General features: G+C 35.2%; 14 protein-coding genes. 6 read left to right on the top strand and 8 right to left on the bottom strand.

Going from position 1 to position 15,121, the window contains the following annotated elements; genetic code table 11:
• The first annotated feature begins 2 nt into the window (after window positions 1–2).
• The 4 genes from C8P64_RS10450 to C8P64_RS10435 are packed head-to-tail and all read left to right on the top strand — an operon-like array spanning window position 3 to window position 4,956.
• A complete protein-coding gene (locus tag C8P64_RS10450; protein WP_108172005.1) occupies window positions 3–962 on the top strand; it encodes a phosphoribosyltransferase-like protein in 960 nt (319 codons plus the stop codon).
• Window positions 949–2,817: an ORC-CDC6 family AAA ATPase gene (locus tag C8P64_RS10445; RefSeq protein ID WP_108172004.1), complete on the top strand. Its 1,869-nt coding sequence runs from the start codon at window positions 949–951 to the stop codon at window positions 2,815–2,817. Before C8P64_RS10450 ends, C8P64_RS10445 begins: the two co-directional genes overlap by 14 nt.
• Window positions 2,814–3,785 (top strand): hypothetical protein, encoded by a 972-nt coding sequence (locus tag C8P64_RS10440; RefSeq protein WP_108172003.1) that lies wholly within the window; start codon window positions 2,814–2,816, stop codon window positions 3,783–3,785. Before C8P64_RS10445 ends, C8P64_RS10440 begins: the two co-directional genes overlap by 4 nt.
• On the top strand, window positions 3,778–4,956 hold the full coding sequence (locus C8P64_RS10435) for an N-6 DNA methylase (protein ID WP_108172002.1): 1,179 nt from the start codon (window positions 3,778–3,780) through the stop codon (window positions 4,954–4,956). The genes C8P64_RS10440 and C8P64_RS10435 overlap by 8 nt, the downstream gene beginning before the upstream one ends.
• Before the next feature lie 258 nt (window positions 4,957–5,214).
• Here C8P64_RS10435 and C8P64_RS10430 read toward each other — a convergent pair whose 3' ends face one another.
• The 7 genes from C8P64_RS10430 to C8P64_RS10400 are packed head-to-tail and all read right to left on the bottom strand — an operon-like array spanning window position 5,215 to window position 11,847.
• Window positions 5,215–5,577: a hypothetical protein gene (locus C8P64_RS10430; RefSeq protein ID WP_108172001.1), complete on the bottom strand. Its 363-nt coding sequence runs from the start codon at window positions 5,575–5,577 to the stop codon at window positions 5,215–5,217.
• Between the two features lie 6 nt (window positions 5,578–5,583).
• Complete coding sequence (locus tag C8P64_RS10425) at window positions 5,584–6,444, bottom strand: DUF4138 domain-containing protein (protein ID WP_108172000.1); 861 nt, start codon at window positions 6,442–6,444, stop codon at window positions 5,584–5,586.
• 10 nt (window positions 6,445–6,454) lie between these two features.
• Window positions 6,455–7,396 (bottom strand): conjugative transposon protein TraM, encoded by a 942-nt coding sequence (traM, locus tag C8P64_RS10420; RefSeq protein WP_108171999.1) that lies wholly within the window; start codon window positions 7,394–7,396, stop codon window positions 6,455–6,457.
• Window positions 7,386–8,000: a conjugal transfer protein TraK gene (locus tag C8P64_RS10415; protein ID WP_108171998.1), complete on the bottom strand. Its 615-nt coding sequence runs from the start codon at window positions 7,998–8,000 to the stop codon at window positions 7,386–7,388. Before C8P64_RS10415 ends, traM begins: the two co-directional genes overlap by 11 nt.
• 12 nt (window positions 8,001–8,012) lie before the next feature.
• A complete protein-coding gene (locus tag C8P64_RS10410) occupies window positions 8,013–8,849 on the bottom strand; it encodes a hypothetical protein (protein ID WP_108171997.1) in 837 nt (278 codons plus the stop codon).
• Between the two features lie 8 nt (window positions 8,850–8,857).
• The gene (locus tag C8P64_RS10405; RefSeq protein WP_108171996.1) at window positions 8,858–9,439 is read right to left on the bottom strand and encodes a conjugal transfer protein; all 582 of its coding nucleotides are present in this window, start codon (window positions 9,437–9,439) and stop codon (window positions 8,858–8,860) included.
• A 2-nt stretch (window positions 9,440–9,441) separates the two neighbouring features.
• The gene (locus C8P64_RS10400) at window positions 9,442–11,847 is read right to left on the bottom strand and encodes a TraG family conjugative transposon ATPase (RefSeq protein ID WP_108171995.1); all 2,406 of its coding nucleotides are present in this window, start codon (window positions 11,845–11,847) and stop codon (window positions 9,442–9,444) included.
• Window positions 11,848–11,918: 71 nt separating this feature from the next.
• Between C8P64_RS10400 and C8P64_RS16490 the strand changes: the two genes are divergently transcribed.
• Window positions 11,919–12,107, top strand: coding sequence for a hypothetical protein (locus tag C8P64_RS16490; protein ID WP_156067625.1), 189 nt, complete (start codon window positions 11,919–11,921; stop codon window positions 12,105–12,107).
• 10 nt (window positions 12,108–12,117) lie between these two features.
• On the opposite strand, the gene C8P64_RS10390 is transcribed toward C8P64_RS16490, so the two are convergent.
• Window positions 12,118–12,405: a hypothetical protein gene (locus tag C8P64_RS10390; protein ID WP_108171993.1), complete on the bottom strand. Its 288-nt coding sequence runs from the start codon at window positions 12,403–12,405 to the stop codon at window positions 12,118–12,120.
• Window positions 12,406–12,940: 535 nt separating this feature from the next.
• On the opposite strand from C8P64_RS10390, the gene C8P64_RS10385 reads away from it, so the two are divergent.
• Window positions 12,941–15,118 (top strand): peptidase domain-containing ABC transporter, encoded by a 2,178-nt coding sequence (locus C8P64_RS10385; RefSeq protein WP_108171992.1) that lies wholly within the window; start codon window positions 12,941–12,943, stop codon window positions 15,116–15,118.
• Window positions 15,119–15,121: the final 3 nt, after the last annotated feature.

The following is a 15,121-nucleotide window of genomic DNA, read 5'->3' as shown; positions in this document are numbered from 1 at the left end:
AAATGGATTTTACTGAAAAAGAGTTGAAATTTATTAAAAGGGTTGAAGATCAGATTTTCTTCTATATAGAAAATGGACTTTGGTCAAAACCAAACTCTAAAAGCTTATTAAATTGGTTATCTAATTTTAAGAGAAAAAAGGAAAAATTGGCAGCATATCACTTACTCGATAATTTTATTTTTTATTCTGAAGATGATATAATTAGACTTTTAAAATTTGGGGTTTTTGAAAAGATTTTTAAACGAAAAATTTTAAAAGAAGAGATCAAACATAATTACTCCTTAGATAATGATCATTTAGAGGAGTTAAGGATAGACTTTCTCAAAAATTTATTTTTTATTCCTCTAACAAAAGGTAAACCTTCAGAAAGTTCTGGTGCTATGGTAAGATATCTCACTAATAATCTAAATTTTCCCGAAGAGAATATTCTGAATCCAATGAGATTAGAATCTAAAACTTTGAACAAGGCTAATAATATTATTATAATAGATGATTTTATAGGGTCTGGTAAACAAATTTTAGATTTTTATAACTTTAAAAAAATAACTTTGGATTCTGAGGAATTAACGATGCGAGAAATATCAAATAAATTTCCAAATATAGAATTGGAATATTTCTGTTTAGTTAGTACTCTCGATGGATTACATAAAATAAATAACCCTGAAAATTTTCCTCAAAATAACTTACGGATAACCTACAGTGAACTGCTGGATGAACGATATAAAGTTTTTGGTAGTTCCTCATACTATTTCCCAAAGGATAAGGTCGAAGATTTTAAAAATGTTTTGGAGGATCTATGTGAACTGAATAATATTGAATTATTAGGTTATGAAGGACTTGACTATGCTCTAGCTTTTCATCATTCAATTCCGGATTGTTCATTACCTTTATTTTATAAAAAAAATAATAATTGGTTTCCTCTTTTTCTAAATAAATATTCTAGTCAAGATGTCGACATTTAATAATCCATTTTCTATAGATAGAGCGGAACATTTAGGTGATCAGTTATTCGAATTTTTTGCGTTTCATCGTAGATTTGATGGCCTATTAAAGCATAAGTCTCTTTTATTAGAAGGAGGACGAGGTTCTGGAAAAACAATGTTTTTCTTGTACAATTCCTACTTCATTCAGAAAAAAGAAGCTCAGAAAAAAAATAATTTTCCTGAAGGTTTTCTTGAATCCAAAAAGATTATTGGTATTTATTATAGGTCCGATTCCAATTTTGTTCCCGCATTCCAACATAAAGGAATTGATGGCAGTGAATGGATGAGTTTATTTTCAACATACTTAAATTTAGAAATTTCAAAGAGATTACTAGAAATAATTATTGATGTTGATACGAATTTTAATATAGCCAGTTTACGTATTGGACAGCAAGCTCAAAAAATTTTAGGAATTGATAGTATTCCAGCCAACTATAAAGAATTAAATGAAAAAATTAAAATCGCGGAGATTGAACTTATTTCATATATCAATAATCCAAATACTGGGTTAAAAAAACCGCATATTATTTCCAACGGCTATCTAATAAACATGCTAGCCATCGAATTTCTCAAAAATGATTTGATAAAAAATAAAACAATCCATGTTTTTATAGATGAGTTTGAAAATATGCTTCCATATCAGCAAAAAATTATCAATACCTTAATTAAACATCCTAGCCCAGTTATTTTTGATGTCGGCATGAGAAAAGAAGGGCTATATACTAATGAAACTCTTTCTGGAAATGAAATAATAAAATATCCTGATGACTACAGCCACTTTGATTTAGAAAAATTTAAAAGAGAGGATTATGAAAAATTTCTGGTTGAAATTTGTAAAAAGAGATTATCACAAGTAGTAGAATTAAAAGGGAAAGATGACATATATATTGATATAAACTTCTATTTAAAAAATCATTCGGACGAAGAAATTGATGCTCTTTCGAAAAAATCCAATTTAAATAAACTAAAGATTAAGCTATCTCATCGATTAGAGCACGGTGATGGTGAAAAATTTCAACCACTACTAGAAGAAAATGATATTGTTATTGTTCGACTATTTTTAATTCTTATAGAACGAGGATTAAGTGGCGCAGAAATCCTCGATGAATACATTAAATTTAAAAAGAAAGAAGATTCCAAATTCAAAGAATGGATTCACAATAATAAAAACGGAATTATTTTCTTATTAACAAAAGAATTTAAAAGGGAGAAAGACTATAGTGGTTTTAAAACTTTTCAAATGCTTTCTTCTGGGATTATTCGTTATTTTATAGAATTATGCGAAACTGCATTTAATAATGCACATCGAAATAATTTTAACTTTCAATCCCCTAGAGCACTTAGTTCAGCAGAACAAACCGATGCAGCAAATTACGTTAGTGAATATAAATTTAATGCTTTAGATACTTATTCTCCTTACAGTACAAAGCTGAAAAGGTTTGTTACGTTTTTAGGGAAAATATTTGAGCGATTGCATCGAGATCCTAGAATGAGTGAGCCAGAAAGAAACCATTTTACAACTCAATATGATGGCTTATCAGAAGAAAGTAAGAAATTTTTAAATAGTGCTGTTTTACATTCTGTATTACAGAAGAAAAAAGAAACAAAAAATAAGTCTAATTCTATAGATGCAAATTACCTTGAATTTCATTTAAATCATATCTATTCGCCATATTTTCAAATTTCACCGCGTACTATCAGAAGTCTTAGAATAAATTCAAAAAATTTGGAAAGTTTGATTTTAGAACAGGATGAAAAAGCAAAATCTGTTGCTAATGCAATCGTTAAAGGTAGAGATGGAGGTACAAATCAGCTTCAAATTGACTTGAAATGACACTACCTCGTTATTACGAACTAGAAAACTTAATTTCTTCTGATCCTAACTTTATTCAAAATATTGATATTTTGATTGTGGGCTCGAATTCAGAATTTAGATCAAGCCATATTCCACTGAAATTTAAAGAAAATTTTACTGGTAAAATTTATGCTGTAAATTATCTTATCGAAGAAGAGGGCTATCAAATAGAAGAAACTACCATACCAATTAAAAAAAATCTCTTTGATAAAAAACGAGCCTATAAGAGTTTGAATTCAGATCTTCTAAATGATTTGAAGAGCTTAGAAATTGATAATAAATCTATTCTATTAGATAGCACTAGTTTTAAACATCCCTTACTTTTTTACTTTATCTATCTGTTCAAAAAATATCTTAATCCAAAGAGGTTTTTTATCACCTATACTGAGCCTCAAGAATATGATACTATCAGCAACGATGAAATAAATTTAAAATTTAACCTAACAGAAAAATTTTGTGATGTAAATTCTATGCCTGGTTTTCTTAGAATTTCTGACCATAATAAGAATAAATTATTAGTTGCTATAATGGGATTTGAAGGCAATCGCTTCGGAAAAGCTTTTGAGGATATAAATCCTGGTACTAGAAAAACCTATGCTTTTGTTGGTTTTCCTTCATTTCAACCTGGTTGGCAATATTATGTATATTTAGAAAATCGTAATACTTTAGAATCATCCAAGTCTCATCAATTTATATATCGGTCTTCAGCCAATGAGCCTTTTGGAATTTACAGGCTTTTAAATGACATAAAAAAATCGCAATCTGAAGACGAAATATGGTTAGCTCCCTTAGGAACAAAACCTCATTCAATTGGAGCATGTATGTTCGCAATTGATAATGAGGATGTTCAAATATATTACGACTTCCCTTCGCACGGAAAAAAAATTAGAACCATAGGCGTAGGAAAATCATTTATTTATAATTTATCCGATTACATTAATGAATAAAAATCTCGGCCAATATTATACCAACGATCTAGTTTCTCATTTGCTTGTATCAAAGATAAATGTGGAAAATCCACAAAAAATTTTAGAGCTTGGTGCCGGCAATGGTTCTTTGATAAATGCTGCCATTAATAGGTGGAATAATACAGAAATTTATGGTGGGGACATTGACAAAAAAAATATCACTTTTCTAAGTGAAAAATTTCCAGAAATTAAAGCAATCAAGCTGAATGGTTTGTCATGCAAGTTTAATGAGAAATTTAATCTCAAAGTCGGTACCATTGATATAGGAATTTGTAATCCTCCCTATAAGGTAATAACCAAAAAAAAATATTATGACGAAATTCTTCGAGCTGCGAATCTAGGTTGCATGCTGGATTATAAAATTTTAACCAGTGATCTAATATTTCTTGCTCAAAACCTAGTAATGCTGAGGGATGAAGGTGAACTTGGGATTATTCTACCCGATGGATTAATGACTTCCCAAAACTTTATTTCATTTAGGGCTAAATTGGTTTCAAATTATCAAATTAAAAATATTGTTGAATTACCTGCAAAGTCCTTTTCAAATACTGAAGCTAAAGCCCACATTTTAATTATTAAAAAGACTCAACCATTAAATAAATGGATAGAGCTATCAATTTCTAATATTGAGGGAGAAATTGAGAACACAATCACTATAGATAAGAAAATCGCAATAAATAGAATGGACTACAATCACCATTCATTAAAAGCTTTATTAACCGATTCAAATAAGAAAATTGGAGATTTTGAAGTGAAAATCTTTCGTGGAAATCTATCAAAAAAACAATTAGTTGATAGTGGAGTAAAGTTTATACATACATCTGATTTTGATGAAAATTTCAAAAAATTATCTCTTAGAAAATATTCTTTTTCAAAATTAAATTCTAAAAAAGCTGAAAAGGGGGATATTTTAATTGCGCGAGTTGGCAGATCATGTGTAGGTAAAATTATTGAAGTTCAGAAAGGATTGATACCAGTTTCTGATTGTGTATTTGTTGTCAGACCTAATACAGAAGAAATAAGAAAATTGCTTCTAAAAAATTTAAAAAATCCAGAGGCAAAGAATTGGTTTGAAGCCTATAAAAAAGGCGTGTGTGCAAGAGTCTTGAGTAAAAGTGATTTATTAACTTTTCCCATTAATCTAAAATAAATGATTTTTTAAAACTATAAGTCTTTCTGTTAAATTTTCAATAGTATTGATTTGAAAAAAGCCGAAATCGCTAATTGAACATTTAATTCCAAAATAATGTTTTAATAAATAAAAATGCATAGAACTTCGTCCAATCGCGGATTTTCGGTAGAATTAGGAAGAAAAAATTGGTCTAACCAACAAACGAATAATAAGATCAAAGAGTTTGAATACCTATGCAAGCATTTGCATACATGGGAAACCAATTTTATTAATTCACTATAAAGGACTCCGCTCTCTTAAGCCAGTTTCAGTAACCTTCCATTTGCCATTCTGCTTGATCAGTTTAAAAGTCTCGGGTCGGTCGGCATAGGCAGAGGTAAATTTCACCCAGGCCGTATCGGTATATACAGTGTCTTTTACAAGCTGGAAATTGGAGCTGCCATTTTTGCCATTAGTCATCTGCTCCTGGACGGCCATATAAGAGTTATAAAGACCGGGGGTGGTATATTCTTTTAACTTGGAGTTTTTACGCTGGTAAAAGCTTTCCACCACGATCTGAGAGGTTTCAACAGGTGTTTTTGGACTTTCACTGCAGGCGAGTAGGAAAGTCAGCATTCCTATTATAAGAAGTCGTTTCATAGCTAATCAATTAGGATTATTAATAAACCGGGGCTTCACCTTTAATGGTAGGGCACGCTCCCCATTGCGTTCTTTAAGTTCAATCAGCAATTGCTTGTCTCGTGCGAGGGAGAATTTTGGAACTACAAATACCATTCTCTTGCTTTGCTTTTCCGGGATCTTCACCGGAAGCCTGTACACATACAATGGTTCTATTTCCAGCTTTTGAATGGATTTCTTCTTTCCCTGTTTCCTGGTCTGGATATAGAACTTTAAATAGTCCAGGTCATAATCCAGCGTAGAAGCATTTTCGATCTCCATCACAAAATACAGGGCTTCCTTCTGGAAAACGATATTTTCTACACTTAGAGCAATACCGTTTCGTCGAATTTTGATCCTGCCTATTCGCTGGTTTCTATCAATTAAGAAATCACTAAATCTTTTAAAATAAGAATCTATATTACCGGCCTTTTGTGCCGTTGCAATCGTTTGGATAGTATCCACATTGGCGGGCTTTAAGCTGCCAATACGTTGATCTTCGGAGATAAAATAATTCAGCCTTTCGAGCTGTTTTTTATAAGCTACAATATACGAAAAAACCGCGCCACTACTGCTGATAATGAGCAAATTACTTTCATCTCCCGGTTGGGCCTGCAGCAGCCCAAAATTCTGTTCTTTTTCCCGGTTGTAGGTAAATGCAAAGTTTTCTGCACCCGTAATTCCCTGCCTGATAGGGGCAGGGAAGAACAGGGCCACATTCTTGGAATCATTGGCGAAAATGGTATCCAAAACGTGACTACTTGGTCGGCTGGAAACGGGGGGCTGTGCAAATAGGTTTCCAGCAAAAAAGGGCAAAAAAAGGATTGTAGTTAATAAGATAGTTTTCATAATTATAGATTTAATTTCTTTGTGTAGGTTTTAAAATGAGTTTATAATTATCGGTGACCGTTACCCGGATGTTCCGGTTGTTTCGCTGAAAAACATTTTTGATACCGCTTACCTGGGGTACTCCGGCAATATTGATATCCTGGATAAGGTCGTCCACCACTTCCCGGGTCGCCTCGGCTCTCATACTGTTTTCTATATAGATGCCTTCGCTGCCATCCTGCAGGTCAAAAGCTTTGAGTTTTACCGGCTGGTGATCAATATGTTCAATTTCGATAAGGGCCCGGTTAGGCTGAAAGCTGATAAAGCCATATACCAGGCTATTTTTTGTATAAATCCGCCCAGCTATTTTTGCATCCTCGCTAAGCCGCATACGTAACCTGGAATTCTTTTTTACCACCTGGGTACCGTCCACTTCAGCATAGATCCAGTTATTGGTATTCGGGTTGTCCATTCCCACTATAGGAGCAGGGTTCGAGCTAAAGAAAAGCAAATGTTCAAGCTCCAGTTCCCGGGCAGAGAGGGGTTGTTTTATTTCAGCATTGATTTGTTCCTCAGGGTCATTCAGGGTAATTTCAGGTTCGATGATTTCTTCCTGCTGCCATTGCTGGTTCAGCTTCTCGCTTCTCAGGCTTCCCAGCTCATAAATGCTATCGATCATCCTTTGTTTTTCACGTTCACTAAGTTCAGGATCATAATAACCGGCGGTATCTATCAGGCTTTCATCATAAATACTGGGTGCATTGGTTTCTCTTATCTCCTTAAGCGCATTAATGGCATCTAATTTTGATTCATATTCTTTCTCTTCGCCCTCTAATTTGGGAACTGTTGTTTGATCCAGGTTTTCAGTTTCATTTTCATCTTCAGAGTATACCATGTAGGTATAGGCGGTTATGAAAAGGAGTACTACGGCCAGTACACTGGCAAAAACCACCTTGTTCTTTTCAATTTTCATAATTCAGTTTTTTTAAGGATTCTTCGAAATAATTGGTGATGAGTAAGCCATGGGTATTATTCGGGTAATTTCGATCTACCAGGATGATGTTCCCGGTCGAGATCAGTTCGTAGGTATCGGTGATCGTACCGCGATTGATCTCAAAAATGGTTTTGGTTCGGAATAAATAGGGTTCCACCGACAGGTCAACTTCAGATTCTATGCTCAGTACTTTCTGAACCAGGGAATACTGAATAAGCCGGTTATAGACCCCATCGGCCTTTTTCTGGCGGTAAAGATCATCTACCGAACTGTTACCCAGCCAGAGAGCCTTATCCAGGTTGCTTTTATAATTGCTGGCATCGATATTATAGAAGTAGGTATGAAAGAGTTCCAGGTGGGCCAGCGCTTCCACTTCCATATTTTCCTTTTGCTTTACCCATTTTAATGGAATTACAGATCCGTCTGTATTAACCGCGAAAGAACTGTTGATGGCTTCCTTGTAAATATTATAGACCATCCAGCCAGAGAATCCGCTGGATACCATGGCCAGGATCACTACACTAATCACGACCAGCCGGTTTAACTTTAAAACTGAATAGATATTTCGGTAAGCTGTTTTCATAATGGGTTCGGTTTAAGTATTGAATAGTTTAAAGGTGAAGGAAGTGGCCCGGCTGTAGAGTTTGAATTTCAGGAATACGATAAAACCTATGGATCCGGCCTCTACTATGATCCTGATGATATTATTGTCTGTCGAGTTTCCTAAAAGATTAGACCAGAAGTTAGTATTGATCTCTGCATACAGGTTATTTACAAATACATTCACCAGGAAGAAGGCGGGCACCAGCATATATACCGCGGCGTACAACCTGAAAAAATTATAGGCCATATCCCTGAATTTCTCGAAAACTGCTAGGCTAATAACCAGGGGAAAGAATGCCTGTAAGATCCCAAGCAGAAAATAGCGTTCAGCAAGGAAGAGCGGGTAAATGAATAGATCTAATACCCATAGGAACAAGCCAACAATAAAAGAAATGACTTTTACGGGATACAATGGAGTTACCAGGGCATCGTAGAGCAATGCCATGGCTTTGGTGGCTACCTCCAATGGGCCAACTTCGGTTTCCAGGTCTATATCTTGAAGCTGCAGGGGGATCAGGGCAGGAGCGGTGTCTTTATATTGTGTTTCAATGGAGACCAGGATGCTATCGAAAAAATCAAGTACCTGAGTAGAAAAGATCACCAGCAGTACCACAGCAAAATTCTTTGCCAGTTCTCCGGGACTCAGTCCCCAGGTATAGCCGTCTTTATCGGCGATCCCCTCATTATACTTTTTAAGAATGTTTACCAGGAAGAACAATACGGCAAGGGTTTTCATACCGGCAATGGTATACTGGGAGAAATCACTGTTTTTAATAACCTGGAAAACAGCGTCTACATATTCCAACCCGATTCCTAAAAAGATGCCCATCAGCTCACTTAAAACCCGGTTTCCCGATTATTGATCTTATCCTGCATCTCCCTGAAGGAAATGATATCACGGTAGCGCTGGGTTTTAAGCTGGATTTCAGAAACCATTTCTTTGGACTGAATTTCCTTTTCTTTTAAAATAGCGGCACGCTCTGCATCGGTCATTTTTAAATAATCACTGGAAAGAATCTGATCTATAAAAGCAAGGTCATCCAGTGAATTCTGGATAATAGCATTAAAGGATTCTGAAATGCGGTTAATTTCTTCCGGTTTGATATATGGTGAATTAAGAATCTCTCGAAGATCCTCCCGAACCAGATCAAATAGTCTTTGGTTGTTCTGTGTAATTTCTCGCACAGCATTTAATTGCTTGACCACGTTATTTACCTTTTCCAGGTTCTCCTTTTGCTGCCTTAGAAAATCTACGGTTTTGAGCAACTGGGAAGTTTGTTTAGCCGATTCGATCAGGGACTTTGCCAGGCTTAGAAAATTGGTATTATCATATACGGGCATCCCTTGTGCGGTTGCCCTGCCAGGCATTATAAAGGCAAATGCCAAAGCCAGTACTAGGGTGAAAATCTTGTTTTTCATTGTTATCGGGTTTTTGAGATGAATTCATTAATTGCTTTCTCCATGGATTTATATTTATCATAAAGAGCCATTATCTGCTCGTTTTCAGATCCATCGGTGAGATAGGCAGCATATACTTCTCTGGGAACTTCCAGGCGAAATACATTACTTTCCTTACCTATCTTTATGAATATCTCGGTGTATTTTCGGTCACCGGTTAAATTGTTCCGTATCGATTTAAGTTGGTTTAGATCATGGCTGGACAACTTTAATCTTCTAACCAGTTCCTCATATCCTTTTTCATTATGAAGACTGTAGATCACCTGGGTATTCTCAAGGATACTTGCTGAAGTACTATTCTCCGGAAGCTGATTTATGGATTGCAAAATAATGCCAATTGCACCGTTCTGTTTACGGATGGCCTGGTAATAGAACTCCACGCTTTCCAAAACATTCTCGAACTTTAATTGCTTGGCAAATTCATCAAAGAGGATAATTCCTTTCTCCGACCTGTTTCTCCAGATAGTTCTCTGGATAGCCGATTTGATAAGCTTCAACATGACCGAAAGGATCTCCTTGTTATCCTTTACTTCATCCAGTTCAAAAACGATCAGCCGTTTATCTTCGATCTTATAAGTCTGATCTTCATTTACTTCAAATAGAAAACTATAGAGACCGTCATCTACATATTCAGACATAATGTGGAGAAAGTTTGAAATATTGAAATAATCCGCATGGATCTTAAGGCCTTCCAGAAGATCTTCCTGGTTGTTTTCTATAAAATGATAGAAGCTATTAAGGGAATGAATGGCTGACAGGCTATCGTAATAAAAACGCAGTATCTTTTTGATAGAAACCGATTCGGCCTTGGTGATCTTATGGCCTGAACCGAATAGTTCAAAAAGGAAAACCGAAAGTTCTTCCAGGCGTTCCGGCGTAACATCAGATTGATTTTGAACATAAAAAGGATTAATGCCTAAACTCTTTCCGCTTTCATAGCGTAAAACGGTGAACTTACCGGGATAAAGTTTAGCAAACTTTGTATAGGATCCTCCCAAATCAATTATAAGCAGGCGAACCCCATTTTCAAAGTATTGCCGAAGGATATTATTAGCCAGGAAAGATTTTCCTTCTCCGGTGGGAGCGAAGATGGCGAAGTTACGTGCTTTGATTCGTCTTTTGCCTTCATCCCAGACATCCTTAATAACAGGAATGTTATGTTCCCGGTCATTGAAAATGATACCTTCAGGATCAGATTTATAGTTGGTGTTATTGACGAAAAGGCACAGAGCATGTTTAAGGTCGGTCACATATAGATCCTCATTCGAAAAGTTAGAGGAGAAACAACAGTAGCTATTCAGGATGTAATTTTTGCGTTCTGTTCCTTTTGGATAATAAGGAACGATGTCAAGCTCCTTGAATTCGGTTTTAATTCTTGAAGCAATGGCATTCAGGTTTTTTATTTCCTGATCCCAGAAAATTATGTTCAAATGCCCCCTGATGATCCTTGAAGTATCATCGGCGTTGATCTGCTCCAGAATATCCTGAATTTTCCCAAGGATTAGCTTGTTCTGCGATCCGAAATTGGAGCTTTTTTTTAATTCCTCGACTTTCTTATCAAGCAGTTTTCTCCATTTATGCTTGTCGTCTAAATAAAGAACCTGGTTGACAATATGATTTTCTTTTAAGGCAAGTCCAAACCCGTCAATAAATCCCTGGTGGAATTTAAAATCATCTGATGTGAATTTATCATTGGTCTTGCTAGTTTGAATGTTCTCCCCAAAGCATAGCTCGCTATTGACTGCAAGCACATCAAAATAGTTTTTTCCAATATTGAATTGTTCCTTATCCAGAAGTATATCGGTATCAAAACCTTCATTAAACCCATTGAAATAAGCATTGGTCAGGTTCTGGATCATACCTTCTTGTACCGGAATTAGGTTGATCCTGCGACTGTTATTGATAAATGAAACCGTATCTCTAACCGAGTTTAAAAAGGCCTTTACATTTTCATCCAACTCGCTGATAATAGCTTTCTGAATTTGCCGGAAAGGATTCACGAATTTTGGATTGTTAAGTGTTTTATTACGAGTTAAAATGAAAAAGAGGTAACAGGTATGATCTATATAATTTCGTCCTTTAAAGTATGTGTGGGTTGCCTCTGCTAAATAGGTACACTTAGGTAAAAGTTCCGAAGAATAAGACTTCTTCAGATAGATATCCTGTTTATGAATCACCGTTCCGGCCGGTAGGCTTTTAATTGCCTGGAACCAGATATTATGCAGATCTTCAAAATCTTTTTCCGATAAGGAATAGATCTCCGGTAAAATTACTTCATAGCAAGCCACCACATTACCGTTAGTGGAAAAGATGATATTCTCCTGAATATCGGAAATTGGATGATATGCAGAAAGTTTAATGCTTTTCATAATGGAGGCTTGATTGTTTTCTATTGCTTATGATTTCCGGATAGGAAGCTTTTACCAGAAAGAACCGGGGTGTGGTGGTTAATCTGAGCAGGGAAATATATAGTGTGGTATTGAAGCAAAGAACTCCAATTACCATGATGAAACTGAATGAAAATATTATGACGAGTAAACACGCTATAATGGAAACCATCATCAAAGCGAATGAGGATAATGGCAGGCCAAAGATCATTGCCTTCTTACGGATGTTCTTATATGGTTGAAACCTTTTCATTAGACCACGATTGTAATCAGGTAAGTGAAAATGCCTACTACAGCTCCAGCGATAAGAACAAAGACCAATACCCGGGTTATTCCTTTCTTAAGGTCGGCGTTCTCACCGAAAAAGTGTCCTGCATTGAACAGGAAACCAACCAGGAAAATTACTCCAAGGATGATAGGGAAGATTGTTCTAATGGTATCAGAAACGTCATTAACAGAATTTTCTATTCCACCTATCTGTGCAAAAACAGAAGTGGAGCTCAGGAAGATAAACGTAGCTAAAAGAAGAGTTTTTTTCATAACGATTCGGTTTTAGTTTGGGTGGCAATATCGCTATGAGGAAATTACAAATAGGAGAGTTTAAAAATTTGTAAATCAGTATTTTGTGAATAAAATATGGATTGAACTCGTCTGTGTTTTTTTAATCTTATTTAGCAATAAATTCTATGGAGTTTTTAGGTGAACTTGTTGATAACTCAAAAGTTCATATGGAAAACTGTTCCTCAAAACGTCAGTTTAGTCATTTTCCATATTAAAAATTGATTCTAAGACCCTTGAAAAAATTTGAGTTAATACATTATAAATTTTTGCTTTTGAGTTAATTAAAAAAAATAAGGATAAGAAATTTTTATATACTTTTATGACTTCCAGAAACTTACGAAGCTCATAATTATTGCTTGGGGAATTTTGAGATCCTGATTAAATCTATTTTAGCCCGAAGGGTAGATTTATTATGTTTTGACGAATAGGTCGTTATTTATAAATAGCCTGCTAATTCGTATTCATTCATTTTTAGTATAGATTAATTTAGAGATATGATTTTCAATTGGGTGCAATGTTTGGAACGGTTAATTTTCCTGCTTACCGTCAGCTTGATCAGATGGATTGTGGGCCTACCTGCCTGAAAATTATTACTGAATATTACGGCAGACATTTCAATTTAGATTTCTTACGCGAAATTTCTTCCCAACAAAAGGGAGGTGTGTCTTTTCATGGACTTTCCCAGGCCTTCGAAAGAATTGGATTAGATTCAGTTGGCATCAAAGCCAGTTTAAAAGAGTTGATCGAAGATATACCACTTCCTGTCATTGCCCATTGGGAGCATAATCATTTTCTGGTAGTCTATAAGACAGATAAAAGAAATGTTTTTGTTTCAGATCCAGCAATTGGAAAAATAAAATATACTCATAACGAATTTCTGAATCGATGGTCTGGTGCTAATGAAGATGAAGGATTTTTGCTCCTTGTCGAACCAGGAGAAAGTTTTATAAATACACAGAATGAAGAAGTTCCCCGTGAAGGGATGGGATTTTTACTCGATTACCTTAGTCCTTATAAAAAATACCTGAGCCAAATCGCGCTGGGATTATTCACTGCAATGTTGATCCAATTAAGCCTTCCATTCTTAACCCAAAGTATTGTAGACTACGGAATCAATTATGAAAATCTCGATTTTATATACCTTATCGTTATAGCCCAGCTGTTTTTATTTTTAACTCGTTCCATTACAGAAGTAATTCGAGATTGGCTTTTATTGCACATCAGCGAAAACGTAACCATTGCCATGGTTTCCGATTTCCTGGATAAAATTCTTAAGCTTCCAATTTCCTTTTTTGATTCAAAAACTACGGGTGATTTTATGCAAAGGATCTATGACCACCAGAGGGTAGAAGAATTTTTAAGCGAACAATCTCTGAGTATATTTTTTGACCTCCTTACTATGATAGTTTTTGCTTTCGTTCTAGGTATTTATGATAGGACGATTTTCCTGATTTTTCTGATTGGAACTATTTTGTTTTTAGGTTGGTCTCTTTTATTTATGCAAAAAAAGGAAGTTCTGGATCATCAGCAATTTGATTTAAATAGAAGGGAGCAATCCTATTTTCTACAAATGCTTTTGGCGGTGTTGGAAATCAAACTTAACAATTCAGAAGAAAGAAGGAAAGCTGAGTGGAGAAAGAATAGGGCAAGGCTTTTTGACTTGCAGTCTACTATTCTGAAGGTGGATCATATCCAAATTAAGGGCGGTAAGTTTATTAATGAAGTTACAGCAATCCTAATTATTTTCTGGTCTGCAAAGGCAGTCATATCAGGTGAAATTACATTAGGAGGTATGTTAGCAACCCAGTTTATAGTAGGTAGTCTTTACATACCCATATCCAATACGATGAATTTTATAGTGGGATATCAGAAAGCAAAACTTTCATTACAAAGACTGGCCGAAATTCACGATCAAAAATCTGAAGTGTATCCGGATAAAAACATTCGTGCGGGATTATTAGGCGATATCATACTTGATAATATTGTCTTTAATTACGGAGAACCAGGATCAAATTCGGTACTCAAGAGTGTCTCGGCAACTTTACCACATGGAAAGATTACTGCGATTGTGGGTGCCAGTGGATCTGGTAAAACAAGCCTTTTGAAATTATTATTGAAACTATACCACCCAAATTCTGGCAGTATAAAAATAGGCAACCAAAATTTTGAACACCTCAAAGCTGACTATTGGCGAAAGTTGTGTGGAGTGGTTTTACAAGAAGGAAAATTGTTTAATGATACTATAGAACGAAATATAACAGAATCAAAATCTGATGAACCAGTAAACGAAAAGCGATTAAAAGAAGCTGTTGAAATGTCCAATTTAACCCATTTGATTAATTCACTTCCTCTTGGATATCAAACCAGAATTGGTGAACAGGGACAGCTTTTAAGTGGAGGAGAGAAACAAAGACTGCTTATTGCCAGGGCTATATATAAAAATCCGAAATACTTATTCTTCGATGAAGCTACGAGCTCTTTAGATGCTGCAAACGAAAAAGTAATTACAGAGAATCTAAAATCTTTTTATAGAAACAAGACGGTGATTATAGTGGCTCATAGGTTGTCTACTGTCAAAAATGCTGATCAAATCCTGGTAATGGAGAATGGGAATGTCGTTGAGCGGGGAAATCATGAAGAATTGATTTCTCAAAAAGGTGTATACCACAAATTAATTAGAAATCAACTTTGAATC

The organism is Christiangramia gaetbulicola, assembly GCF_003054225.1.
Taxonomy (GTDB): Bacteria; Bacteroidota; Bacteroidia; order Flavobacteriales; family Flavobacteriaceae; genus Christiangramia; species Christiangramia gaetbulicola.
Note: the sequence above shows the minus strand (reverse complement) of the source record. Positions and strands in the feature narration are given on the sequence as shown.

Coding starts and splice junctions, on each gene's coding strand:
- C8P64_RS10450 (WP_108172005.1), top strand. CDS start 3: ATGGATTTTACTGAAAAAGAGTTGAAATTTATTAAAAGGGTTGAAGAT.
- C8P64_RS10445 (WP_108172004.1), top strand. CDS start 949: ATGTCGACATTTAATAATCCATTTTCTATAGATAGAGCGGAACATTTA.
- C8P64_RS10440 (WP_108172003.1), top strand. CDS start 2,814: ATGACACTACCTCGTTATTACGAACTAGAAAACTTAATTTCTTCTGAT.
- C8P64_RS10435 (WP_108172002.1), top strand. CDS start 3,778: ATGAATAAAAATCTCGGCCAATATTATACCAACGATCTAGTTTCTCAT.
- C8P64_RS10430 (WP_108172001.1), bottom strand. CDS start 5,577: ATGAAACGACTTCTTATAATAGGAATGCTGACTTTCCTACTCGCCTGC.
- C8P64_RS10425 (WP_108172000.1), bottom strand. CDS start 6,444: ATGAAAACTATCTTATTAACTACAATCCTTTTTTTGCCCTTTTTTGCT.
- traM (WP_108171999.1), bottom strand. CDS start 7,396: ATGAAAATTGAAAAGAACAAGGTGGTTTTTGCCAGTGTACTGGCCGTA.
- C8P64_RS10415 (WP_108171998.1), bottom strand. CDS start 8,000: ATGAAAACAGCTTACCGAAATATCTATTCAGTTTTAAAGTTAAACCGG.
- C8P64_RS10410 (WP_108171997.1), bottom strand. CDS start 8,849: ATGGGCATCTTTTTAGGAATCGGGTTGGAATATGTAGACGCTGTTTTC.
- C8P64_RS10405 (WP_108171996.1), bottom strand. CDS start 9,439: ATGAAAAACAAGATTTTCACCCTAGTACTGGCTTTGGCATTTGCCTTT.
- C8P64_RS10400 (WP_108171995.1), bottom strand. CDS start 11,847: ATGAAAAGCATTAAACTTTCTGCATATCATCCAATTTCCGATATTCAG.
- C8P64_RS10390 (WP_108171993.1), bottom strand. CDS start 12,405: ATGAAAAAAACTCTTCTTTTAGCTACGTTTATCTTCCTGAGCTCCACT.
- C8P64_RS10385 (WP_108171992.1), top strand. CDS start 12,941: ATGTTTGGAACGGTTAATTTTCCTGCTTACCGTCAGCTTGATCAGATG.